This window comes from Streptomyces sp. NPDC090798 (genome assembly GCF_044768965.1).
GTDB lineage: Bacteria > Actinomycetota > Actinomycetes > Streptomycetales > Streptomycetaceae > Streptomyces.
Genome location: NZ_JBIVXA010000019.1, coordinates 118258 through 140526, shown reverse-complemented (window position 1 = coordinate 140526; position 22269 = coordinate 118258). Strand labels below are relative to the sequence as shown.

Genomic DNA, 22269 nt, shown 5'->3' with positions numbered 1-22269 from the left:
GGGCCGTCGAAACGCACGGGGCCGTCGAAACGGGCGGGGCCGTCGGCGTCGTACGACCGCTTACGCGAGCAGCGCCGGGATCGTGCCCTCGTGGGCCGTGCGGAGCTCGTCCAGCGGGAGCGCGAACTCGCCCTGGACCTCGACCGCGTCCGAGTCCACGACACCGATCCGGGTGACGGGAAGACCCCGCGCACCGCACATGTCGTTGAAGCGGAGCTCCTCCGAGCGCGGGACGGCGACGACCGCGCGGCCCGCCGACTCCGAGAACAGGAAGGTGAACGCGTCCAGACCGTCGGGCACGACCAGCCGCGCGCCCTTGCCGCCGAGCAGCGCCGACTCGACCACGGCCTGGATCAGACCGCCGTCGGACAGGTCGTGCGCCGAGTCGATCATGCCGTCGCGGGAGGCGGAGATGAGGATCTCGCCGAGCAGCCGCTCACGCTCCAGGTCGACCTTCGGGGGGAGACCTCCGAGGTGGTCGTGGACGACCTGCGACCAGGCCGAACCGCCGAACTCCTCGTGGGTGTCACCGAGCAGGTAGAGGAGCTGGCCCTCTTCCTGGAAGGCGACCGGCGTGCGGCGGGCGACGTCGTCGATGACGCCCAGCACGGCCACGACCGGGGTCGGGTGGATGGCGACCTCGCCCGTCTGGTTGTAGAGCGAGACGTTGCCGCCGGTCACCGGGGTGCCCAGCTGCTGGCAGGCGTCGGCGAGACCGCGGATGGCCTCGGCGAACTGCCACATGACGGCCGGGTCCTCGGGCGAGCCGAAGTTCAGGCAGTCGGAGACGGCGAGCGGCTTGGCGCCGGTCGTCGCGACATTGCGGTAGGCCTCGGCGAGCGCGAGCTGCGCACCCGTGTACGGGTCGAGCTTGGCGTAGCGGCCGTTGCCGTCCGTGGCGATGGCGACGCCGAGTCCGGTCTCCTCGTCGATGCGGATCATGCCCGAGTCCTCGGGCTGCGCCAGCACCGTGTTGCCCTGCACGAAGTGGTCGTACTGGGAGGTGATCCAGGACTTGGAGGCCTGGTTCGGCGAGCTCACGAGCTTGAGGACCTGGTCCTTGAGCTCCCCGCTCGTCGCCGGGCGCGGCAGCTTGTTCGCGTCGTCGGCCTGGAGGGCGTCCTGCCACTCGGGGCGGGCGTAGGGGCGCTCGTAGACCGGGCCGTCGTGCGCGACCGTACGCGGGTCGACGTCGACGATCTTGCCGCCGTGCCAGTAGATCTCCAGGCGGTCGCCGTCGGTGACCTCACCGATGACGGTGGCGATCACGTCCCACTTGTCGCAGATCTCCAGGAACCGGTCGACCTTCTCCGGCTCGACGACCGCGCACATGCGTTCCTGCGACTCGCTCATGAGGATTTCCTCGGGCGAGAGCGTGGAGTCGCGCAGGGGTACGTCGTCCAGCGTCACGCGCATGCCGCCGGAGCCGTTGGAGGCCAGCTCGGAGGTGGCACACGACAGACCGGCCGCACCGAGGTCCTGGATGCCGACGACCAGCTTCTCGGCGAAGGCCTCGAGCGTGCACTCGATGAGCAGCTTCTCCTGGAAGGGGTCGCCGACCTGGACGGCGGGGCGCTTCGACGGCTTGGCGTCGTCGAAGGTCTCACTCGCCAGGATGGAGGCGCCGCCGATGCCGTCGCCGCCCGTGCGGGCCCCGTAGAGGATGACCTTGTTGCCGGCGCCGGACGCCTTCGCGAGGTGGATGTCCTCGTGCTTCATGACGCCGATGGCACCGGCGTTGACGAGGGGGTTGCCCTGGTAGCAGGCGTCGAAGACGACCTCGCCGCCGATGTTGGGCAGACCCAGGCAGTTGCCGTAGCCGCCGATGCCCGCGACGACGCCCGGCAGGACGCGCTTGGTGTCGGGGTGGTCGGCGGCGCCGAAGCGCAGCGGGTCGACGACGGCGACCGGGCGGGCGCCCATCGCGATGATGTCGCGCACGATGCCGCCGACGCCGGTGGCCGCGCCCTGGTAGGGCTCGACGTACGACGGGTGGTTGTGCGACTCGACCTTGAAGGTGACGGCGTAGCCCTGGCCGACGTCGACGACACCGGCGTTCTCGCCGATGCCGACGAGGAGGGCGTCGGACTGCGGGGCCTTCTCGCCGAACTGGCGCAGGTGCACCTTCGAGGACTTGTACGAGCAGTGCTCGGACCACATGACGGAGTACATGGCGAGCTCGGCGCCGGTCGGGCGGCGGCCGAGGATCTCGACGACCCGCTCGTACTCGTCCTTCTTCAGGCCCAGTTCGGCCCAGGGCAGCTCGACGTCGGGGGTCGCGGCCGCGTTCTCGACCGTGTCCAGAGGCGTGCGGCTCATGCGGTGACCAGCTTCTTGAGGATCGAGGTGAAGAAGGGGAGGCCGTCGGTGCGGCCGGTGCCGACGAGGGGGTCGACCGCGTGCTCGGGGTGCGGCATCAGGCCGACGATGTTGCCGGCCTCGTTCGTGATCCCGGCGATGTCCCGAAGGCTGCCGTTGGGATTGCCGTATCCATCAGCGGCTGCGCCGCGGGCCACGTAACGGAAGGCGACCCGGCCCTCCGCCTCCAGCATGTCCAGGGTGCGCTCGTCGGCGACGTACCGCCCGTCCATGTTCTTCAGCGGGATGTGGATCTCCTGGCCGGACTCGTAGTCGGCCGTCCAGGACGTCTCCGCGTTCTCCACCCGCAGCTTCTGGTCGCGGCAGATGAAGTGGAGGTGGTTGTTGCCGAGCATCGCGCCGGGGAGGAGGTGCGCCTCGGTGAGGACCTGGAAGCCGTTGCAGATGCCGAGGACGGGCATTCCGGACTTCGCCTGCTCGATCACGGTCTCCATCACCGGCGAGAAGCGCGAGATGGCACCGGCCCGGAGATAGTCGCCGTACGAGAAACCGCCGGGCAGCACCACGGCGTCGACCTGCTTGAGGTCCTTGTCCTTGTGCCAGAGCGCGACGGGTTCGGCACCGGCGAGCTTGATCGCACGCTGCGTGTCCCGGTCGTCGAGGCTGCCGGGAAAGGTGACGACTCCAATACGAGCGGTCACTTTCCTGCCTCCGCGACTTCCTCGACCTTGACGGTGAAGTCCTCGATCACGGTGTTGGCGAGGAAGGATTCCGCCAGTTCATGGATGCGGGCGAGCGCGGCGTCGTCCACCGGTCCGTCCACTTCCAGTTCGAATCGCTTTCCCTGACGTACGTCGGAGACACCTTCGAAACCGAGGCGCGGCAGTGCACGCTGCACCGCCTGGCCCTGGGGGTCGAGGATCTCCGGCTTGAGCATGACGTCGACTACGACGCGTGCCACTGGCACTCCCGGTGTGTGGTGCTGAGCAGGTCGCTTCAGACTACCCGCACAAAATTTCTACTCGCGTAGATTCGTAGAATCCTACGTGAGCCCGATCACGATCCCGCATCGACGCGGGGACCTGGACGGAAAATCCTGGGAAAAATCGCAGAAGAGCGGCAGGGGCCCATTACCTTCGGACACGCGGAAGGTTTTAGTCGGGCTTCACAATGCAATGCCCGGCACTGTACAAATGAATTGGCAATAGCCGATACTTTGCCCAATAACAGCCGGACAGTCGACATCTCCCCGACAACTCCGTGACGTCCACGCACGTCATGGGGTGCGATCGCAGAGGTGCCGCACGAAGGGACCGATATTCGTGGCGCAGCGTGTCGTGGTCACTCTCTTTGACGACATCGACGGCTCGGAAGCGGCGGAAACGATCGCCTTCGGACTCGACGGCAAGTCGTACGAGATCGACCTCAATCCCACCAATGCCAAGAAACTGCGTAAGGCCCTCGCGCCCTACCTCGAGGCCGGCCGCAAGCAGTCGAAGTCCGGGAAGGCGTACACGCACACCGCGTTGACCCCCGACCCGGCCGCCGTCCGCGCCTGGGCCCGCTCCAACAAGCTGGACGTCCCCCCGCGCGGCCGCATCCCCAAGAAGGTCTACGAGGCGTTCGCCGAGGCGCACTGAGCCCGAGGGGCCGCCGGATGGCTCGCCAGGGTCCCGCTCCCGGCCGGCCATCCGCCCCCGCGCGCAACCGACTTGCGCTGACCCCCCGCTGATCAGCTAGAGTCTGGAGCACGCCGAGGGGCAAGGCCGAAAAGCCGGACCCCGAGGAGTCACGCGGGTGTAGTTCAGTAGCAGAACATCCCCCTTCCAGGGGGAAGGCGCAGTGTGCAATTCCTGTCACCCGCTCTGCAGCCCTTACCGACCACTCTTGTGGATCAGGTAGGGTGGTGCTCGCACCGACCGGTGAAAGCTGGTCGGAGGCAATGCGGACGTAGCTCAGTTGGTAGAGCGCAACCTTGCCAAGGTTGAGGTCGCGAGTTCGAGCCTCGTCGTCCGCTCCAGCAAGCAAAGACCCCGGTCATCGACCGGGGTCTTTCTCGTGTGCGCGCACGAGCGCCCCCTGACATTTGTCATGCGGAGTGATGACACCGCGCACTGCTGTCGGGTCCCGTCCGCGGGGACGCTGATTTCATGAACACGAACGAGCAAGATGACGTGATCGAGGTCACTGATCTGCGGCGCGTGTACGGAGGAGACCGGGGAGCCGGCGGAGATTTCGAGGCCGTGCGCGGAATCACCTTCTCCGTGGGCCGCGGTGAGCTCTTCGCGCTGCTGGGGACCAACGGCGCGGGCAAGACCTCCACCGTCGAGCTGCTGGAGGGCCTCGCCCCTCCGGCAGGCGGCCGGGTGCGGGTCCTCGGGCACGATCCCTACGAGGAGCGCGCGGCCGTCCGGCCCCGGATCGGCGTGATGCTGCAGGAGGGCGGCTTCCCCTCCGAGCTGACGGTCGCGGAGACCGTACGGATGTGGGCGGGCTGCACGAGCGGAGCCCGGCCGACCGCTCAGGCCCTGGAGATGGTCGGGCTCACCCGGCGGTCCGGGGTACGGGTGAAGCAGCTGTCCGGGGGCGAGAAACGGCGTCTGGACCTGACCCTCGCGCTCCTCGGCCGCCCCGAGGTCCTCTTCCTCGACGAGCCGACGACCGGCCTGGACGCCGAAGGACGCCGGGACACCTGGGACTTGGTGCGCGAACTGCGCGACGGCGGTACGACCGTGGTGCTGACCACGCACTACCTGCAGGAGGCGGAGGAGCTGGCCGACCGGCTCGCGGTCCTCCACGAAGGGCACATCGCGGCCTCGGGCACCCCCGCCGAGGTGACCGCCTCCTCACCGTCCCGCATCTCCTTCGAACTGCCCGACGGCTACTTCCTCGGAGACCTGCCCCCGCTCGCCGGACTCGGCGTGACCGGTCACGAGACGGCGGGCCGTGCCGTCAGGCTGCGCACCGACGAGCTCCAGCGCACCGCCACCGCGCTGCTGCTGTGGGCCCACCAGAAGCAGGTCGAGCTGCGGGGGCTCGATGTGCGGTCGGCTTCACTGGAGGAGGCGTTCCTGCGGATAGCGCGGGACGCTTCGGACCGGGGCGCGGGTGTGAGCGAGCAGGAGAAGGGGGCGGCGGCATGAGCGCGACAGTCCCGGCGACCGGGGAACCCGGTACGGATACGGGTGGGGGTGCGGGTACGACGACGGCCGCGGGGCGGATGGCCGCCCTGGCGCGCGCCGAACTGACCCTGCTGGGCCGCTCGAAGGCGACCCTCGCCGCCGCCGTGTTCATGCCGCTGCTCTTGCCGTTCAGCCTCCGCTCGACGGTCGGCCAGATGGATCTGAAGGGCACCGGGCTCTCGGTCGGCTCGGTCGTCCTGCCCTCCTCCGTCGGCTTCTCACTCCTCTTCGCGGTCTACAGCTCGCTGGTGAGCGTGTACGCGGCCCGCCGCGAGGAGCTCGTCCTCAAACGGCTGCGCACCGGGGAGCTGCGGGACGCGGAGATCCTCGGTGGTGCGGCCCTGCCCTCGGTCGCGATCGGGCTGGTGCAGTGCCTGGTCCTGACGGTCGCGTGCGCCGTGCTGCTGGACGTCGGCGCGCCCCGGGCACCCCATCTCGCCGTCCTGGGGCTGCTCCTGGGCCTGGCGATGTGGCCCGCGCTGGCGGCGATCACGGCGAACTTCAGCAAGAGCGTGGAAGGCGCCCAGGTCGCCGCCATGCCCTTGATGCTGGTGTCGCTGTTCGGTTCCGGCACCTTCTTCCCCCTCCAGGTCATGCCGGACCAGCTGGCCTCGGCCTGCGAACTGCTGCCCCTGACCCCGGTGATCACGCTGATACGCGGCGGCTGGACCGGCGGCCTCTCCGCGCACGACACCCTGGGCGCGCTCGGGACGGCGGTGGCCTGGATGGTGTTCGCGGTGTTTGCTGTACGGCGGTGGTTCCGCTGGGAGCCGCGGCGTTGACCAGGGACTTGGTGGTGGGCATGGGCGGGCGCGATGGCTGGTGGCGCGGCAAGAGCACGCCGGCGAAGATCGAGACGTACACGCGGTGGTCGTTCCACACCTTCCCGTTCATCGAGGTCGCCACCTTCGCGCTGCCCGCCTTCGGATATGTGCCCGCCCCGGTGAACTGGATCCTGTTCCTGCTGGTGAGCGCGCACGCCGCGCTCGGCGCGGTGACCGCCTCGCTGACCCTGGACTGGACCCGCGGCCGCCGCGCCCTGCCGGTACGGCTGCTCTGGGCGCTGGGCACCGCCACCGTGGTGATCGCCGTCGTGAGCCTGGTGGTCGCGCTGCACGGCCCGCGCGGCGCGGACAACGGGGCGGCGGCCGGCACGGTGTTCGTCGGTGTCCTGTCGTTCGGGATCGGCACCCTGGCGCTCGCGGTGCGCGAGACACGACGCATGGTGTACGGCGTGCTCGGCGCCGCCCTGGGCGCCGGCGCCGTGGCCGTCCCCGCGGGTGTCCCGGCGCCCGGCGCCGCCGTCGCCGCCGCGGCGGTCGTCCTCGCCGCCGGTTTCTTCACCTTCACCTCCGCCTTCTCCGTCTGGCTGCTGAACGCCGTCTACGAACTCGACGAGGCCCGCGAGACCCGGGCCCGGCTCGCCGTCGCCGAGGAACGGCTGCGCTTCGGGCGCGATCTGCACGACGTGATGGGCCGCAACCTGGCGGTGGTCGCGCTGAAGAGCGAACTCGCCGTGCAACTGGCGCGGCGCGGACGGCCGGAGGCCGTGGAGCAGATGATCGAGGTCCAGCGGATAGCGCGGGAGACGCAGCGGGAGGTCCGCGAGGTCGTACGCGGCTACCGCGAGGCCGATCTGCGGACCGAACTCGCGGGCGCGCAGGGCGTGTTGAGAGCCGCCGGCATCGACTGCGAGGTCAGCGGCCCGGTGACCGGACTGCCCGCGGAGATCCAGTCCGCGCTCGGCTGGGTCGTACGGGAGGCGACGACGAACGTGCTGCGGCACGGGGACGCCGGAAGGTGCTCGGTGTCCCTGCGGGTGGCCGAGGGCCGGGTGACCCTCACCGTCGAGAACGACGGGGCGCCCGGTACCGGTACTGGGTCCGGTACCGGACCCGGTGCCGCCGAGCCGGGAAGGGGGTCCGGGCTCGCCGGGCTGCGGGAGCGGCTCAGGGAGGTGGACGGGGTGCTGCGGGCCGGGCCTGCCGGGGATGACCTGTTCCGCCTGACCGCCGAGGTGCCGCTGCCCCCTGCCTCGGCCCCGGAACCGGCTCCGGTTCCGGCCCCGGAAATGGCTGGGTCGCCCCCGCCCGTCCCCCGCCCTGTGAGTGAGGTCACCCCATGACGTCCACCCCACCTACCTCATCCGCCCCATCTGTCCCATCCGCACCGCCCGTGCGGCTGTTGCTCGCCGACGACGAGCATCTGATCAGGGGTGCGCTCGCCGCGCTGCTGGGACTGGAGGACGACCTCGTGGTGGTCGCCGAGGCCGCGACCGGGCCCGAGGCGCTGGCGATGGCACTGGCGCACGAACCCGATGTCGCCGTCCTGGATCTGCAGATGCCGGGGGCGGACGGTGTGAGGGTGGCCACATCGCTGCGGGCCGAACTGCCCGGCTGCCAGGTGCTGATCGTGACGAGCCATGGGCGGCCGGGGCATCTGAAGCGAGCGCTCGCGGCAGGTGTGCGCGGGTTCGTCCCGAAGACGGTCAGCGCACAGCGGCTCGCGGAGATCATTCGTACCGTGCATGCGGGAAACCGTTATGTGGACCCGGAATTGGCCGCGGACGCGATCTCCGCCGGGAACTCGCCGCTGACCGCGCGCGAGGCCGAGGTGCTCGAGTTCGCCGCCGACGGGGCGCCCGTCGCGGAGATCGCGGAGCGGGCCGCGCTGTCCCAGGGGACGGTACGCAACTATCTTTCATCGGCCGTCTCGAAGCTGGGGGCGGAGAACCGTCACGCGGCGGTGCGTCTCGCACGAGAGCGAGGTTGGGTATAGTTGTCCTCGCACCACAACGCATGCGGACGTAGCTCAGTTGGTAGAGCGCAACCTTGCCAAGGTTGAGGTCGCCAGTTCGAACCTGGTCGTCCGCTCAGAGAAAAAAGCCCCCGGCCCTTCAGGGCCGGGGGCTTCTTCGTGTGCTTCCTCGCGTCCTCAGCTCCAGCTGGTGCCGGTCAGGCGCTCGTACGCCTCGATGTACTTGGCGCTGGTCGCCTCCACGATGTGCTGCGGCAGCGGCGGCGGGGGCTGCTCGCTCTTGCGGTTCCAGCCGGACTCGGGAGACGTCAGCCAGTCGCGGACGAACTGCTTGTCGAAGGACGGCTGGGCGTGGCCAGGCTCCCACACGTCGGCGGGCCAGAAGCGGGAGGAGTCCGGGGTCAGCACCTCGTCGGCGAGGACGAGCGTCTCGCCCTCGTAGCCGAACTCGAACTTGGTGTCCGCGAGGATGATCCCGCGCTCGCGGGCGATGTCACGGGCGCGGCCGTAGACGGCGAGGGTCGTCTGGCGCAGCTGGGCCGCCGTCTCGGCGCCGACCTGGCGGGCGACCTCCTCGTACGACACGTTCTCGTCGTGTTCGCCGACCGCGGCCTTGGTGGCGGGGGTGAAGATCGGCGCGGGGAGTTCCGAGCCGTCGACGAGGCCCTCGGGGAGGGCGAGGCCGCAGACCGTGCGGGACTCGACGTACTCGGCGAGGCCCGAGCCGGTGAGATAGCCGCGCGCGACGCACTCGACCGGCGTCATCCGCAGGGACTTGCAGATGAGGGTGCGGCCCTCCCAGTCGGCGGGGGCGCCCGGCGGGAGCTCGGTGCTCAGCACATGGTTGGGGACCAGGTCGGCGAGCTTGTCGAACCACCACAGCGAGAGCTGGGTGAGGACCCGGCCCTTGTCGGGGATCTCGGTGGGCAACACCCAGTCGTAGGCGGAGATGCGGTCACTGGCGATCATCACGAGGTCGCCCGCCTCGTTCTGGTACAGGTCGCGCACCTTGCCGGTGTGCAGATGCACCAGACCCGGGACCTGGAGGGGCTCGGGCTTTTCGACGAATCCGGACACGGTTCCTCCCCGTGGTTGAAGAAAAAGGGACGCCCGTAGGGCCCGAATAGGGTGGTGGTGGGCGACGGGTGGGCCAAGTGGCTCGATTCTCCCGTATTCGGGGAGTGGCTTCGGCCAGGGGGTTCCTCAGTCGCGTTTGCAGATGCGGTCGAGGAGGTTCGCGGTGGCTCGCTGGATACGGGCGTCGACGTGGCCGGGCCGGTCGAGGGCCGGGGACCAGGCGAACGTCCCGGCCGCGAAGACCAGGGCGCCGGAGGGGGCTCGGTAGAGGGAGGTCTCCTGGTGGCGGGTGGCGCCCTCACTGTCCTGGTACGGGGAGTGGGCGAGGAGGATGCGGCCCTGGTGCTCGGGCAGCGGGGTGCGCGGGAAGTAACGGTCGGCCTCGCCCGCGACCATGCCGTCGAGTTCGTCGCCCTCGTGTGCGCCGGTCGCCTCCCACAGCCAGTGGTCGGCGTTGCGCACGACCAGGGGGTGGGGTTCCGGGACCCTGCCCGCGTACTGGATGCCGATGAGCTGCTGCTCGGGACGGTCGATCTCGCGCCACAGCGTCGGCCTTCCCGGGCCTCTGCGTTTGCGGCAGGTCAGCAGGCGGTCGGCGACGCCGGACGGGGACGGGGCCAACTCCACCTGCCAGTACATGGTGTTGGCGGAGAGGAAGACCAGGGAGGTGCCGCTTTCGCGGGCTAGTTCCACGGTGCGGCGCATGGCCAGCGACCAGTACTCGTCGTGCCCCGGGAAGACCAGGCCGCGGTAGCGGGTGGGGTCGACGCGGCCGGCGTGCAGGTCGCGGGCGTCGGCGTAGGCGATGTCGTAGCCGTAGCGCTCGGCCCAGCGGATGAAGTCGTAGGCGTGGCCGACATGGAGGGGAAGGCCCGCGCCGGCGTACGGACGGTCGAAGGAGACCGTCGTGGCGGCCTCGGACTCGCCGAGCAGACGGCCGTTCTCGTCCCAGGCGTGGTAGAGGCTGGCACCGGTGTGCCCGTCCTCCGGGTAGAGGTTGTACGCCTGCCAGGTGATGTCCGGGAGCAGCAGGAGAAGGTCCGCGGGGTGGTTGTCGCGGACGGTGAAGGGGACGTGGGAGCGGTAGCCGTCGGCGGTGGTGAGTACGGCCACGTACGCGCCGATGTTCCAGTAGCTCGGGATCTGCAGCCGCCAGGAGAGCCACCAGTGATGGCAGGAGACGGTTCTGTCGGCGGTGAGGGGCGGCGGCTGGACGATGCCGGACAGGCGGGGGCTGGTGGTGATCTTGCTGGCCCCGTCGCCTCCGTAGTGCCCGATGCGGTAGATGTCGACGCTGAATTCCTGGGGCGGGTCGACGGTGACGTGGAAGTCGATGGCCTCGCCCGGCGCGGCCGCTCCGTTGGAGGCGAAGCCCTTGATCTGGCGGTGCACGTCGTCGGCCGAGCGGGGGCCGCCGGCGCGGGGGTGCGGGATGGGGGGCTTGCGGGAGCCCTGGAGGGTGGCGGATCCACCGGGGCCCCCGGACCGGCCGGCCTGACCGGTCCGACCTGTCTGATCGACGTGATCAATGTGATCGATGTACCACGGGACGACATGGCCGGTGTCGTCGAAGTACTGCTCGTCGCCCCTGAGCCAGGGAACGGGGCCCTGACCGAAGGGGTCCGTCACGGCGTGCGCGAGTGCGCCCGACTCCCAGCGGCGGATCTGCTCCGACCCCATGCCTGCTCCCCTCCCTCGTGCCCCCGTCGGTTCTGTAAGCCTCTGCCCTGCACGCGATCGGTCCCAGCACATCACATTACGCACGCACTCCGTCACCGTTCGTCGCGAATTGACGTGAACGGAACGCGGTCCTCCGGTCGGAGAGGCGGATACGGGAGCTGGAAGCAGGGACGGTGGTGGTGGCGGCGTCAGACCAGGCGGACCGGTTTCTCGGGGCGGACGCCCAGGTGGCGGAGCCAGTCCCGGAGAGGTTCCGGGTCACCGTCCTCGACGAGGGTCAGGACCCGTGGCCCCAGATCGGCGGCCCGCACCCCGTCGACGAGAAGGGCGGGTCCGTCGAGCCAGTCGAGCCCCGGCGCCGCCCCGGCGGTGTCCATCGCCGCGCAACAGACCATCGCGGTGACATGGTCGGCCAACAGCTCACGCCCACTGCGCGGCGGCTGGAGCGGAAAGAGCGGCAGCATCCCGTCGTCCCAGAACGACCAGTCGGGGCCCGGCTGCTCCGCGCCCCCGCTCGGCCCGGACGCGACGGCCGGCGCCGCCGCCTCCTCACGGGCCAGCTCCGCGCTGAGCCCGGCCGCGAGCGCCGCCGTCCGCTCGCTCCCGAGCACGGGCTCGCCGTCCTCCCCGACCTCCTCCTCGGCCTGCGCCCCGACCTCGACCGCGACCTCGTCCAGGCTCACGCCCGTGCCCCTCTCCTCGTACATCTCGCACCGATCGACGGAGAGGTCGGCTTCGTCCGTGGCCGGCGTGGCCGGCGCGGTCAGATGGTCGAGTACGCGTGCCAGCGTCGGACCGCCCTGGTGGGGCTTGGCCGGATCCGTGGGGTGGCGGACGCCCAGTGCGTCCAGCACCCGGTGCAGCCGGGCCGCCTCGGTGCGCCAGGTGCGGTCGACGACCTCGTCCGGATACTCCTGCCAGCCCACCGGCGCCCAGTCGGGTCCGGACTCCGCGGGCCCGCCGTGGAAGAGGCGCGCGGCGAGGAGCGAGGCCGCCTCGTCCACCGAGCCGGGCTCTTCGAGCAGGTCGCAGGCGGGACGCTCGCCGAGGCGCGAGGCGAAGCCCTCGGCCAGCCGGTCACGGCGCGACAGCTCGGTGAGGGCCGCGACGACACCCGCGTCCAGCCGGGACGGCCAGCGGCCCATCCGCCAGGCGGGCAGCGCGACCCGGGTCAGCAGCCGGTCCCAGCCCGCGTACGCCAGGCCGACCTGTTCCTGAGCGACGATCCGCAGACCGTAGTCCACAGCCTGTGCGCGCTCGGCCGCCGCGGCGGCCACTCCCCGTTCCATCTCGGCCGCATGACCCCGGCAGCTGCGCAGCAGCAGGCGGGTCACCCAGCCGACACCGGCGAGGACCGTGCGGGCCAGGGGGCCGCGGGCGGGCTCGGAGGTCACGGCCACGGCCGCGTCCAGACCCCGTACGAAACGGCGGGCCGCCGCTATGTCGGGGTGCGCCGAAGGTCCCGTACCGGCGACGACCGGGGCGAGGACCGCGCGCAGCTCCCCTACCCGCATCCACCACAGGAAGGGCGAGCCGATGACGAGGACGGGAGCCGCGGGGGCTCGGCGGGGACGCCCGGCTCCGCCTCGTACGCCTCGCGCGCCCGCTATTTCGTCGCGGTGCTCGGGCGGCGGGGGGCCGTGCGCCGGGTGGGTGCGGTCCTCCAGCCAGCTGTCGCAGTCCGGGGTCAGCGCTATCGCCGAGGGCGGCGGGACGTCGAGACGGTCGGCCAGGTCCCGGACCAGGCGGTAGAGATCGGGAGCGGACGCCTCCGCGATCGGGACCGTGGGGCTCACGGCGGGCCGTGCGCGGGCGACGACGAGCGCGATGCCCGCGGCGGCGAGCAGCACGAGGGCGGCGAGGACCGTCACGATCCAGCGAGTGACGGGCCAGCTTCCGCCGGTGATGTGCCCGGTCGAGCCGCCGACGAGCAGCACGACGGCGACGGCCGCGGGCAGCAGGGCGACGGCCAGCGCCCTGCTGCGGATACGCAGCACGGCGAGCGCCCGGGAGCGCGCGGCCTGCGCGCCCACCTCCACACCCATACCGGTCACGACCGGATGTCACCCCCTGCTGTCGGCCCGGCCCGGGCTGTCTCGCAGCCCGCGCCGAAGGATGCCCTGGTGTTGCTCACTCCCCCACTGTGGCACCCACCACCGACATCGCAATGCCGGTGGGCCAAGTGCCGGAACGCTTTCGCCGCACCCTAGTTGGGGCCTCGGCCCCCGTCAGCCGGATGGGGCATCGCTCACTCGATGGAATGGCTTTGGGGAAAGGTGGATGACCGTGGGCAAGGATCAGGCCCCGGATTCCGTACAGAATCCAGGGCCCGGTGGTGCGTGCGGGGGTGGGGGCTACGCCTCGGTCAGGGGCTCTACGCCTCGGTCGTGGCGTCGGTCGCGGCGTCCGCCGCCGCCTTCGCCGCGATGTCCGTACGGTGCTGCGAACCGTCGAGACCGATGCGGGAGACCGCCGCGTACGCGCGGGCGCGGGCCTCGGTGAGGTCGGTGCCGGTCGCCGTGACGGAGAGCACCCGGCCGCCCGCGCTGACGACCGCGTCGCCGTCGTGCTTCGTCCCGGCGTGCAGGACGTACGCGTGCGGGGCGTCCAGCGCCGCCACCTCGTCGAGCCCGGTGATCGGGTCGCCGGTGCGCGGGGTGTCGGGGTAGTTGTGGGAGGCCACGACCACGGTGACCGCCGCGTCGTCGCTCCAGCGCAGCGGCGCCAGATCGGCGAGGGTGCCCTCGGCCGCGGCGAGCAGGACGCCCGCGAGCGGGGTCTTCAGCCGGGCCAGGACCACCTGGGTCTCCGGGTCGCCGAAACGGGCGTTGAACTCGATCACCCGTACACCGCGGCTCGTGATGGCCAGACCCGCGTAGAGAAGGCCGGAGAACGGGGTGCCGCGGCGGCGCAGCTCGTCGACGGTCGGCTGGAGGACGGTCTCCATGACCTCCTCGACGAGCTTCGGGTCCGCCCACGGGAGGGGCGAGTACGCGCCCATGCCGCCGGTGTTCGGGCCCTCGTCGCCGTCCAGGGCGCGCTTGAAGTCCTGGGCGGGCTGGAGCGGGACGACCGTCTCGCCGTCGGTGATCGCGAAGAGGGAGACCTCGGGGCCGTCGAGGAACTCCTCGATGACGACGCGGTCGCAGGCGATGGCGTGCGCGCGGGCCTTCCCGAGGTCGTCGGTCACGACGACACCCTTGCCGGCCGCGAGTCCGTCGTCCTTCACGACGTACGGGGCGCCGAAGGCGTCGAGCGCCTCGTCGACCTCCTCGGGCGTCGTGCAGACATACGAACGTGCCGTGGGGACGCCCGCCCCCGCCATCACATCCTTGGCGAAGGCCTTGGAGCCTTCCAGCTGCGCGGCCTCCTCGGAGGGGCCGAAGCAGGGGATGCCCGCCGCGCGCACGGCGTCGGCGACCCCGGCGACGAGCGGCGCCTCCGGGCCCACGATCACCAGCTCGGCGCCGAGCTTTGTGGCCAGCGCGGCCACGGCGGCGCCGTCGAGGGCGTCGACCGGGTGCAGCTCGGCCGTCTCCGCGATGCCTGCGTTCCCGGGGGCGCAGTGCAGGGCGGTGACGTCGGGGTCGAGGGACAGGGAACGGCACAGGGCGTGTTCGCGGGCGCCGCTACCGATGACGAGGACCTTCACGGGGTCAGCCTAACCGTCGAGGCCGGGTGCCTTTGTGGGGGCTTCCGAAGCGGGGGGTGGGGAGAGTTGGTGCGATCCTCCGAGAGGGGCCCGGTCACTCGTTGGAGAACTCCTCCACCACCGTCGCACCCAGTTCGCGGACGATCAGGTCGTGGCCCGAGAGGGCGGACTCGTCGAGGTCGGGGTCGTCGTCCTCGGGGATGTCGTCCTCGGGGGCCACCGGAGGCGGCTCGTAGGCGGCGGGGGGTGGTGGGGCGGGCGTCGAGGCGGGCGCGGCCGAGGCCTGGCCGGCGGGCGGGCCCTGGGGCGTGGCGGGGCGCGGGGCCGGCGGCTGCTGGGGGGCGGGGCGCGAGCCGGCCGGGGCTCCGCCGTAACCGCCACCACCACCGGCGCCGTAGCCGCCGCTGCCGGCGCCGCCGCCGAACCCGGGGCCAGGGCCGGAGGCCGACATCGGTGGCGGTGCCGAGCCGCCGGAGGTGTCGACGATCGCCTCGATCTTCCACTGCACGTTGAACTGTTCGGCCAGCGCCTGCTTCAGGACTTCCTCGCTGCCGCTGCTCGCGAAGTTGTCGCGCGCGCCCGCGTTGACGAAGCCGATCTGCAGAGTCGTGCCGTCGTAGCCGGTGACCTGCGCGTTCTGGCTGAGCAGGATCCAGGTGAAGCGGCGGCGGTTCTTCACGGCCTCCAGGATGTTCGGCCAGAGCATGCGGGGGTCGATGCCACCGGCGGCGGGGGCCGGCGCGGAGGCGGGGCCGGGGCCCGGGCCTGATGCGGGGGCGGGAGCGGACGCCGTCGGCGCAGGCGCGGGTGCGCCGGGCGCGGCGGGGGTCTGCCCTCCGCCCGCGGGTGTCGCGGTCGGCCAGCCGCCCGGCCGCCGTCCGCTGCCCACGGCCGTCGCGGTGGGCCAGGCGCCGGGCGCGGCTCCCGATTGGGGCGCGGGCGGAGCCGGGGCGGCAACCGGAGGAGCCGCGGCAGCGGCAGCAGCAGCGGCGGGATCCGGAGCGGGTGCCGGGGCCGAGGCGGGGGCAGCCCCCGCCCCCGCAGCCGGAGCCGGAGGCGGAGGCGGAGCAACTCCGCCGGCACCCCCCGTGCCACCGGCCCCGTACGCCTCGTTCGCCGCTCCCTGCCCGCCGGGCCCAGTGGCCCGCACCGCGGCCCGGGCCGCGGCGACTCCGCCGCCCGGCGCAACCATCGGAGCGCCCGCCGGCGCCCCTCCATGCACTTCGGGGCCGGGTACGTACCCCATGGCGGGGACGCCCGCGCCGGCACCGGAGAAGTTCACCCCGCGCTCGATACGGTCCAGGCGGGCCATGACGGATCGCTCGTCCCCGTACGCCGCGGGCAGGAGCACGCGCGCGCAGATGAGCTCGAGCTGGAGTCGCGGCGAGGTGGCGCCGCGCATCTCCGTCAGCCCCTCGTTGACGAGATCGGCGGCGCGGCTCAGCTCGGCGGCGCCGAAGACTCCGGCCTGGGCCTGCATGCGCTCGACGACGTCCGACGGGGCGTCGATGAGTCCCTTCTCGGCGGCGTCGGGAACGGCGGCCAGGATCACCAGATCGCGCAGCCGCTCCAGCAGGTCCGCGACGAACCTACGGGGATCGTTGCCCCCCTCGATGACGCGGTCCACGATCTCGAAGGCCGCGGCGCCGTCGCCCGCGGCGAACGCCTCGACCACGGAGTCGAGCAACGACCCGTCCGTGTACCCCAGCAGCGAGGTGGCCATGGCGTACGTCACACCGTCGGTGCTCGCCCCCGCGAGGAGCTGATCCATGACGGACATGGAGTCACGCACGGAGCCGGCGCCGGCCCGCACGACCAGCGGCAGCACGCCGTCCTCGACGGGAATGCCCTCACGCCCGCACACCTCGCCCAGGTACCCCCGCAGGGTCCCCGGCGGTACGAGCCGGAACGGATAGTGGTGGGTCCGCGACCGAATCGTCCCGATGACCTTCTCGGGCTCGGTCGTGGCGAAGATGAACTTGAGGTGCTCGGGCGGCTCCTCGACCACCTTCAGCAGGGCGTTGAAGCCCGCCGGGGTGACCATGTGGGCCTCGTCGATGATGTAGATCTTGTACCGACTGCTCGCAGGCCCGAAGAAGGCCTTTTCCCGCAGGTCACGAGCGTCGTCGACACCACCGTGCGAGGCGGCGTCGATCTCGATGACGTCGATCGACCCCGGCCCGTTCCGCGCGAGGTCCCGGCAGGACTGGCACTCCCCGCAAGGAGTCGGCGTCGGCCCCTGCTCGCAGTTCAGACACCGGGCCAGAATCCGCGCACTGGTCGTCTTCCCGCATCCGCGCGGACCGCTGAACAGGTACGCGTGATTGACCCGGTTGTTCCGCAGCGCCTGCTGCAACGGGTCGGTGACATGCTCCTGCCCGATGACCTCGGCGAACGACTCCGGGCGATAACGGCGGTACAGCGCGAGAGACGACACACATACGAGGTTATAGGCGCCCACTGACAACAAGGACCGCTCACCGGGGCCCCGGGCTCCCTGCGGCCGGACCCCCGTGCCGCATCCCGCCCCGCGAACGCAAGCGCCCCCCACGCACCCGCCAGAGCCAACCTACCCTTGCTGCCTTCCGGCCCTGGGGGAGTTCAGTCAGATAGCGCCACGTGAGGGGCTCCGCACAGAGTACCTGATCCGGGAGGGGGGAACGAGTTCGCGAGCACTCCTCAACGTCTTGTATTGTTTGCCGCGGAGGATTCGCCTAGAGGCCTAGGGCGCACGCTTGGAAAGCGTGTTGGGGGCAACCCCTCACGAGTTCGAATCTCGTATCCTCCGCCAGTGCCTCACCGGGCACGATGTCGAAGGGCCCCACCTCACGGTGGGGCCCTTCGACGTTGTCCTCAGACCTCGTTGTCCTGGTTTTTGTCCACAGCGGGTGTTCGCGGGGTTCCCCAGATGGCATCGGCGATCTTCCGGGCAACGTCCTTGAGCATGGCGTCGGGCACGTGGAGGTACCTCGCCCGCATGCGCGCGGAGGTGCCCGGTTCCCATCCCATGATCTGATCAATGACCCGGTCCGGGACCCCGAGCAGCATGAGCACGGTGGCGGCGGTATGCCGGGCGTCGTGAAGCCGGGCGTCCCGAACCCGCGCGTCCACCAGCAACCGCTTCCAGTCGTGGTAATCCGTGTTCGGGCTCAGCGGGCCCCCCAGTGCCCTGGTGAACACGTAGTCCGACTCGACCCACAGATCACCAGCGGTCTTGCGCTCGCGCGCCTGCACCTCGGCATGCGACCGAAGCATGGCGACCAGCGGACCCGGCAGGGGCACCGCGCGGCGGCCCGCCCGAGACTTGGTGTTCTTGGTCTCGCGCCGGACCTGTTCCCGGTTCGGGCAGTACCCGGCCTTTCGGCCGCACGGCGAGGCTTCCGGGCACCCGTGCTTGTACCTGGGGCGCAGACGGTTCCGGCGTAGCTTCAGGTACTCGTTGTCCAGGTCGACGTCAGACCAGCGCAGTCCGAGTGTCTCGCCCTGCCGCAGACCGAGCGCGAGTGCCAGCATCCAGCGGGCGCTGTTGCGGCGCTTGTTGACCTCGATCAGCAGGCTCTGCACCTCTTCCAGCGAGTAGGGCTCTACCTCGTCTTCCGCTTCTTCCATCCGTGGCGGCTTCGCCAGCGCGGCGGCGTTCTTCGCCGCATGGCCGCGCCGTGCTGCCTCTCCGAGGGCGGTTCGGATGGTGCGGTGAGCCTGATGAGCCGTGCCGGGCTTGCTGCCGCTCTTCTGCATCCGGCGGTACAGACTCTCCAGGTGTTCCGGCTCCAAGCGGTCGATGCGGTGCTTGCCGACACCGGGCACGAGGTGAACGCGCACCGCGACCTCGTAGCCGTCGTAGGTGTTCTCGCTGACCACCGGCTTGGCGATGTTCTCGACCCAGTGCCACAGCCACTTCTCGACCGTCCACGGCTTGCCGGGCTGTTGCGCCGAACCCTCGTCGCGCTGCTTCTCCAGCTTCCGGACCTCATCCACCAGTTCCTTGCGCGTCGGGCGCGTCAAGTGCCGGCGGTAGGGCGTCCCGTCGTCCTTGTAACCCATCGGCACCCGGGCGTGCCAACGCTCATCCTTCCCGTAGTAGATGGCCGATTCGCCGTTGGCCCGACGGGTGCGCTTCTGTTCTTCTGCCACAGGCAGACTCCTGTTTCTCGGTGTCGGGATGGAGACCGGGGCGGCGGGCTGTCCTGTCCGGGAGTGCCGCCGCCCCGGGCGTGGTCAAGCGGCTCGTTGGGCCGCGCGTCGGCGGGCTACGTATTCGGCGGGCGCGTCTGCGGGGACCCGACGGAGGCGGCCGACGTCGATGGACTCCAGCTCTCCAGCGCGGATGAGCGCGAAGCATGTGGTCCGGCCGATGCGGAGTCGGCGGGCGGCCTCTTCGACGGTGAGAAGAACAAGCGTCGGGTCGTCGTCGACGGGGGTCGTGAGGGTGCCGTGTTCGTCCAAGGCTCACTCCTGTGTGGCTGCGTTCCTGAGCAGATGCCGCCGCACAAACCGCAAAATCCGCAGAAATAGCGGGGATGGCCACTGACCTGCGGCGATGCGGTGTGCGGGTGATGGTGGACGGCGCTCCGCAAAAATCCGCGATATTCCGCAAAAATCAGCGGCACCGGGCGGCTTGGCTCCGACCCGGGCGGCGCGGCTCGGATTTTTGCGGAATATCGCGGGATTGTGCGGCGGGCCCTCGCCGAGAGGTGGCGCGAGGTCCCGCCGCAGGTCAGCGGGCATGCCGGGGGTTATTGCGGATTTTGCGGTTTGTGCGGCGGGGGTCGGGCTGGTTCTGGGCTACCGCCCGGCGCCCCGCAGGTTGGGGTGCACTGACACACGGGGGGCCGGCGGACGACCGCGCTTGCCGGATCGCTCCGGCTGGTAGCTCCGCAGGTATCCGTGTTCTTCCAGCAGCGCGAGGGCCGGTTCCAGATCGGCGACGGTGGGGACCTCGGACCGGGACAGGACAGTGAAGACGTCCCGTCGGCTGACGTCTTCCCATCCGTTGTCCCTGAGCGCGTCCAGCACGCTGCGGGCCCGGCCAAGGACGGGATCGGCGCCCATGGCGTCGAACACGGCGAGGGCGTGAGCGGTGTAGTACTCCCCCAGTTCGATAGCCGCGCTCAGGGTGGTTTCGGTGACCGGGTGGGCGTAGCCGTTGCCGCCGTGTTCGGCGAGGTGCAGCAGCGCGGCCATGCGTGCCACCGCCCCGGCCAGTTTCGCGGCCCAGTCGGTGATGTGGCCCAGTTTCCCGCCGCGGGCCTTGAGCTGGGGTTCGACTCGTTCCTGATACCTGATCAGGGCCGCGTCGGCTTCCGGGCTGAGTTGGATGAGGGCCGGGTCGGTCCACCCCGCGAGCGAGAGCGTCAGGGTGATGACGTTCGCGGTGTAGGTGGCGGCCGTCTGCTCAGGGACCGGATCCGTGATGACCTTGCGGTCTCCGACGGTCGACACCGGCAGCGAGTACAGGAAGCGGCCCAAGAGTCCGCGGCCTTTGGCTCCCTTGATCTGTCCGATGGCCTGTAGCACCTCGGGCTGCACGGCCAGTCCCATGGTCAGGGCGGGGGCGTCGATGTACTCGCGTCGGGTCTGCCGGGTGACCCGAAGACGGCCGCCAGCATGCCCCTTGAGGAACACCTCCATGTTCGGGGCGCCACTGGAGTAGCGCCCGGCGATGATGTCGAAGATGCCGCCCTCATCGCTCATCACGGACAGCCGGCCTCCCTGTTCGGCCATGAGGGAGGTGACCGTCTCGGGTGTCGAGTCGTCCGCCAACAGGACCGGTTCGGCCGGCACGGCGAGCGTGTCAGCGGTCTGCGCCAATCCGACGGCGGTGGCCACCGCCTGATCCCGCTTGTCCGCCTCAGCGGACGCGGCCTTTGCGGCGGCCTTCTCCGCGGCTTCCTTGGCCAGTCGGGCGGTCACCTCCGCTTCCACGATGACCGGTTTCATCGCGGCCTTGAGCTGCTTCTCTGCCTCGAACAGGGGGTCGGTGAGCAGGGTGAAGACGGCGGACTTGCGGTTGCCGGGAGGCAGGGCCACCACGGTGTAGAGGTTGGTGGGCTCACGCCAGTTGCCGCGTACGTGGACGACCGACCGGCCGCCGGCCGCCGTGGCGAGGACGGCGAGGGCGATGGACCCGGCGAGGTCCACCGGGGTCTGTGTCTCCTCCGCGACGGCCGCCACGAAGTCGCGCAGCCACGCGGGCAGGACGTGGGCGGGGAAGGCGGGGCGCTCGCGCCGGCCGGTGAGAGGAATGGGGTCCTCCCACACATCCGGTACGTCCGGCGCCTTGTCGTCCTCGCCGGGCAGGTCTTCCAGGGTGGGCAGTCCGGCCCACAGGTCAGAACTGTCCACAGGCTGTGGAGTCATGAGGCCGCCCTCCCTTCGGACGCGGTGGTGTGCGGGCAGACGCCGACGATGACGCGGGCGCTGAGCGCGATGACGGCAGCGCGGCCACGGGCACGCTCGTGATGCCCACAGGCACACAGCCAGTCCGCCACCGGTACGCCCTCGCACTGGATCTGAAGCCCCGGCTGGATGCCGGTGACGGTGACCGTCTGCGGGTCAGAACCAACAGCAGAAAGGACGCCCTCACGGGCGGCGCCCTTCGGTGCGCCCACGGCCGGCCGTGGCGGGCGCTGCACGGCGACCTGAGGGCCGTTCGCGGGGGTTCGGGATGCTTTATTCATGCCGCGCGCTCCACGGCCGTCTCAAGGCCGTTGGCGACCGCGCGGCGGGCGTAGGGCTCGGGGACGCCGACGGAGACGGCGGCGGCCACGATCTCTTGCCCCAGGAGCGCCAGTCCGCACGGTCCCGGGCACCGGGCGTGCTGGACGGCGAGGAACCGGGCGACCCCGAACGCCTGGGAAGCGGCGCCGGATTCGGTGCGGGCCCGCACGAGGGCGAGGCCGCGTTCGAGGCCGGTGCGGACGTAGCGCTCGGTGTGGCGGCACCCGGTCGCAACCGCCCGGTCCCAGGTGACCCGCTCGGGGACAGAAGACACCACCTCCCCCCGGGCGGGGGTGGTCTCTTCCTTCGCCACCAGGGCGCGCACGGCCGCCGACAGGTCGGCCATGCGGCCGGTGCCGGGACCCAGCCACCGGGCGTACTGCATCAGCGACTTGACGTCCACGCCCGGCCGGACAGCGTTGGACGACCGCATGACGCCCCGGTAGATCCAGTGCTCACCCCGCGTCGTCGGCACGGTGCGGGTAGCGGGCAGGGTCTCGCGGGCCCATGCGACGGCCGCCGCGGTGTCGAGGTCCACCACGGTCACCCCGGCCCCGCCGGGGTGGTAGGCAACCGCTTGAGACTCGCGCCATGCCGGGGCCCACGCCGGGGAGTTAATGATCCGGGTGTCGGTGGTGGCAGCGGCCCATGCGTGGCACGGGGCGGGGCACTGGCACGTACCCGCCCGTTTCATGTTCGGCCGTCCGCCGCACGCGCCGTCCGCGCACCGGCGACAGTTCCCGAACGGCACCTTGCCCTGCCGCAGGGGCAGCGGCGGCACGCCGGCCGCCGCGAGGTCCAGCGCGGTCCGCAGGTGACTCCCGTCCGGATGATTCGCAATGCGGGGGCGCGGGGTCTTGCAGTCAGGTGTCATGCTGGAGG

At 71.1% G+C, this 22269-nt stretch carries 18 protein-coding genes, 4 tRNA genes and 1 other RNA gene; 9 read left to right on the top strand and 14 right to left on the bottom strand.

The window, feature by feature from the left end:
* Positions 1-60: 60 nt before the first annotated feature.
* The 3 genes from purL to purS are packed head-to-tail and all read right to left on the bottom strand — an operon-like array spanning position 61 to position 3280.
* Positions 61-2319: a phosphoribosylformylglycinamidine synthase subunit PurL gene (purL, locus tag ACIQTP_RS33870; RefSeq protein WP_403407212.1), complete on the bottom strand. Its 2259-nt coding sequence runs from the start codon at positions 2317-2319 to the stop codon at positions 61-63.
* Positions 2316-3020, bottom strand: a complete 705-nt coding sequence (purQ, locus tag ACIQTP_RS33865) for a phosphoribosylformylglycinamidine synthase subunit PurQ (RefSeq protein ID WP_403407210.1) — start codon at positions 3018-3020, stop codon at positions 2316-2318. Before purQ ends, purL begins: the two co-directional genes overlap by 4 nt.
* Entirely contained in the window at positions 3017-3280 is a 264-nt protein-coding gene (purS, locus tag ACIQTP_RS33860) for a phosphoribosylformylglycinamidine synthase subunit PurS (RefSeq protein WP_005482678.1), read from the bottom strand. The genes purQ and purS overlap by 4 nt, the downstream gene beginning before the upstream one ends.
* 361 nt (positions 3281-3641) lie before the next feature.
* Here purS and ACIQTP_RS33855 point away from each other — a divergent pair, with 361 nt between their 5' ends.
* From ACIQTP_RS33855 to ACIQTP_RS33820, 8 genes are all read left to right on the top strand, one after another.
* Entirely contained in the window at positions 3642-3959 is a 318-nt protein-coding gene (locus ACIQTP_RS33855; RefSeq protein ID WP_101404193.1) for an Lsr2 family protein, read from the top strand.
* Between the two features lie 153 nt (positions 3960-4112).
* Positions 4113-4184: transfer RNA gene (locus tag ACIQTP_RS33850), tRNA-Gly, on the top strand.
* A gap of 79 nt (positions 4185-4263) precedes the next feature.
* A tRNA-Gly gene (locus ACIQTP_RS33845) sits at positions 4264-4339 on the top strand.
* A gap of 130 nt (positions 4340-4469) precedes the next feature.
* The gene (locus ACIQTP_RS33840) at positions 4470-5462 is read left to right on the top strand and encodes an ABC transporter ATP-binding protein (RefSeq protein WP_403407208.1); all 993 of its coding nucleotides are present in this window, start codon (positions 4470-4472) and stop codon (positions 5460-5462) included.
* The gene (locus ACIQTP_RS33835) at positions 5459-6283 is read left to right on the top strand and encodes an ABC transporter permease (RefSeq protein ID WP_403407206.1); all 825 of its coding nucleotides are present in this window, start codon (positions 5459-5461) and stop codon (positions 6281-6283) included. The genes ACIQTP_RS33840 and ACIQTP_RS33835 overlap by 4 nt, the downstream gene beginning before the upstream one ends.
* Positions 6284-6303: 20 nt before the next feature.
* A complete protein-coding gene (locus ACIQTP_RS33830; protein WP_403407283.1) occupies positions 6304-7626 on the top strand; it encodes a sensor histidine kinase in 1323 nt (440 codons plus the stop codon).
* Entirely contained in the window at positions 7623-8279 is a 657-nt protein-coding gene (locus ACIQTP_RS33825) for a response regulator (RefSeq protein ID WP_403407204.1), read from the top strand. The genes ACIQTP_RS33830 and ACIQTP_RS33825 overlap by 4 nt, the downstream gene beginning before the upstream one ends.
* A gap of 22 nt (positions 8280-8301) precedes the next feature.
* A tRNA-Gly gene (locus ACIQTP_RS33820) sits at positions 8302-8374 on the top strand.
* A gap of 61 nt (positions 8375-8435) precedes the next feature.
* Here ACIQTP_RS33820 and ACIQTP_RS33815 read toward each other — a convergent pair.
* The 6 genes from ACIQTP_RS33815 to ffs form a co-directional block, all read right to left on the bottom strand.
* Positions 8436-9335, bottom strand: a complete 900-nt coding sequence (locus ACIQTP_RS33815) for a phosphoribosylaminoimidazolesuccinocarboxamide synthase (protein WP_403407202.1) — start codon at positions 9333-9335, stop codon at positions 8436-8438.
* Positions 9336-9461: 126 nt separating this feature from the next.
* Positions 9462-11015 carry a N,N-dimethylformamidase beta subunit family domain-containing protein gene (locus ACIQTP_RS33810; protein WP_403407200.1) on the bottom strand — a complete coding sequence of 518 codons (1554 nt, stop codon included), beginning with the start codon at positions 11013-11015 and terminating at the stop codon, positions 9462-9464.
* A 188-nt stretch (positions 11016-11203) separates the two neighbouring features.
* The gene (locus ACIQTP_RS33805; RefSeq protein ID WP_403407281.1) at positions 11204-13060 is read right to left on the bottom strand and encodes a hypothetical protein; all 1857 of its coding nucleotides are present in this window, start codon (positions 13058-13060) and stop codon (positions 11204-11206) included.
* A 329-nt stretch (positions 13061-13389) separates the two neighbouring features.
* Positions 13390-14667 (bottom strand): phosphoribosylamine--glycine ligase, encoded by a 1278-nt coding sequence (gene purD / locus ACIQTP_RS33800; protein WP_403407198.1) that lies wholly within the window; start codon positions 14665-14667, stop codon positions 13390-13392.
* Between the two features lie 94 nt (positions 14668-14761).
* Positions 14762-17104: a DNA polymerase III subunit gamma and tau gene (locus ACIQTP_RS33795; protein ID WP_403407196.1), complete on the bottom strand. Its 2343-nt coding sequence runs from the start codon at positions 17102-17104 to the stop codon at positions 14762-14764.
* Between the two features lie 96 nt (positions 17105-17200).
* An RNA gene (gene ffs / locus ACIQTP_RS33790) (signal recognition particle sRNA small type) lies at positions 17201-17299 on the bottom strand.
* 71 nt (positions 17300-17370) lie between these two features.
* Here ffs and ACIQTP_RS33785 point away from each other — a divergent pair.
* Positions 17371-17458, top strand: a tRNA-Ser gene (locus ACIQTP_RS33785).
* 62 nt (positions 17459-17520) lie between these two features.
* On the opposite strand, the gene ACIQTP_RS33780 is transcribed toward ACIQTP_RS33785, so the two are convergent.
* From ACIQTP_RS33780 to ACIQTP_RS33760, 5 genes are all read right to left on the bottom strand, one after another.
* A complete protein-coding gene (locus tag ACIQTP_RS33780) occupies positions 17521-18801 on the bottom strand; it encodes a site-specific integrase (protein ID WP_316733964.1) in 1281 nt (426 codons plus the stop codon).
* 84 nt (positions 18802-18885) lie between these two features.
* Positions 18886-19113, bottom strand: coding sequence for an excisionase family DNA-binding protein (locus ACIQTP_RS33775; protein ID WP_403407194.1), 228 nt, complete (start codon positions 19111-19113; stop codon positions 18886-18888).
* A gap of 339 nt (positions 19114-19452) precedes the next feature.
* Positions 19453-21027 carry a YfjI family protein gene (locus ACIQTP_RS33770; protein ID WP_403407192.1) on the bottom strand — a complete coding sequence of 525 codons (1575 nt, stop codon included), beginning with the start codon at positions 21025-21027 and terminating at the stop codon, positions 19453-19455.
* Complete coding sequence (locus tag ACIQTP_RS33765; RefSeq protein WP_403407190.1) at positions 21024-21347, bottom strand: hypothetical protein; 324 nt, start codon at positions 21345-21347, stop codon at positions 21024-21026. The genes ACIQTP_RS33770 and ACIQTP_RS33765 overlap by 4 nt, the downstream gene beginning before the upstream one ends.
* Positions 21344-22261, bottom strand: a complete 918-nt coding sequence (locus ACIQTP_RS33760) for a DNA primase (RefSeq protein ID WP_403407188.1) — start codon at positions 22259-22261, stop codon at positions 21344-21346. Before ACIQTP_RS33760 ends, ACIQTP_RS33765 begins: the two co-directional genes overlap by 4 nt.
* Positions 22262-22269: the final 8 nt, after the last annotated feature.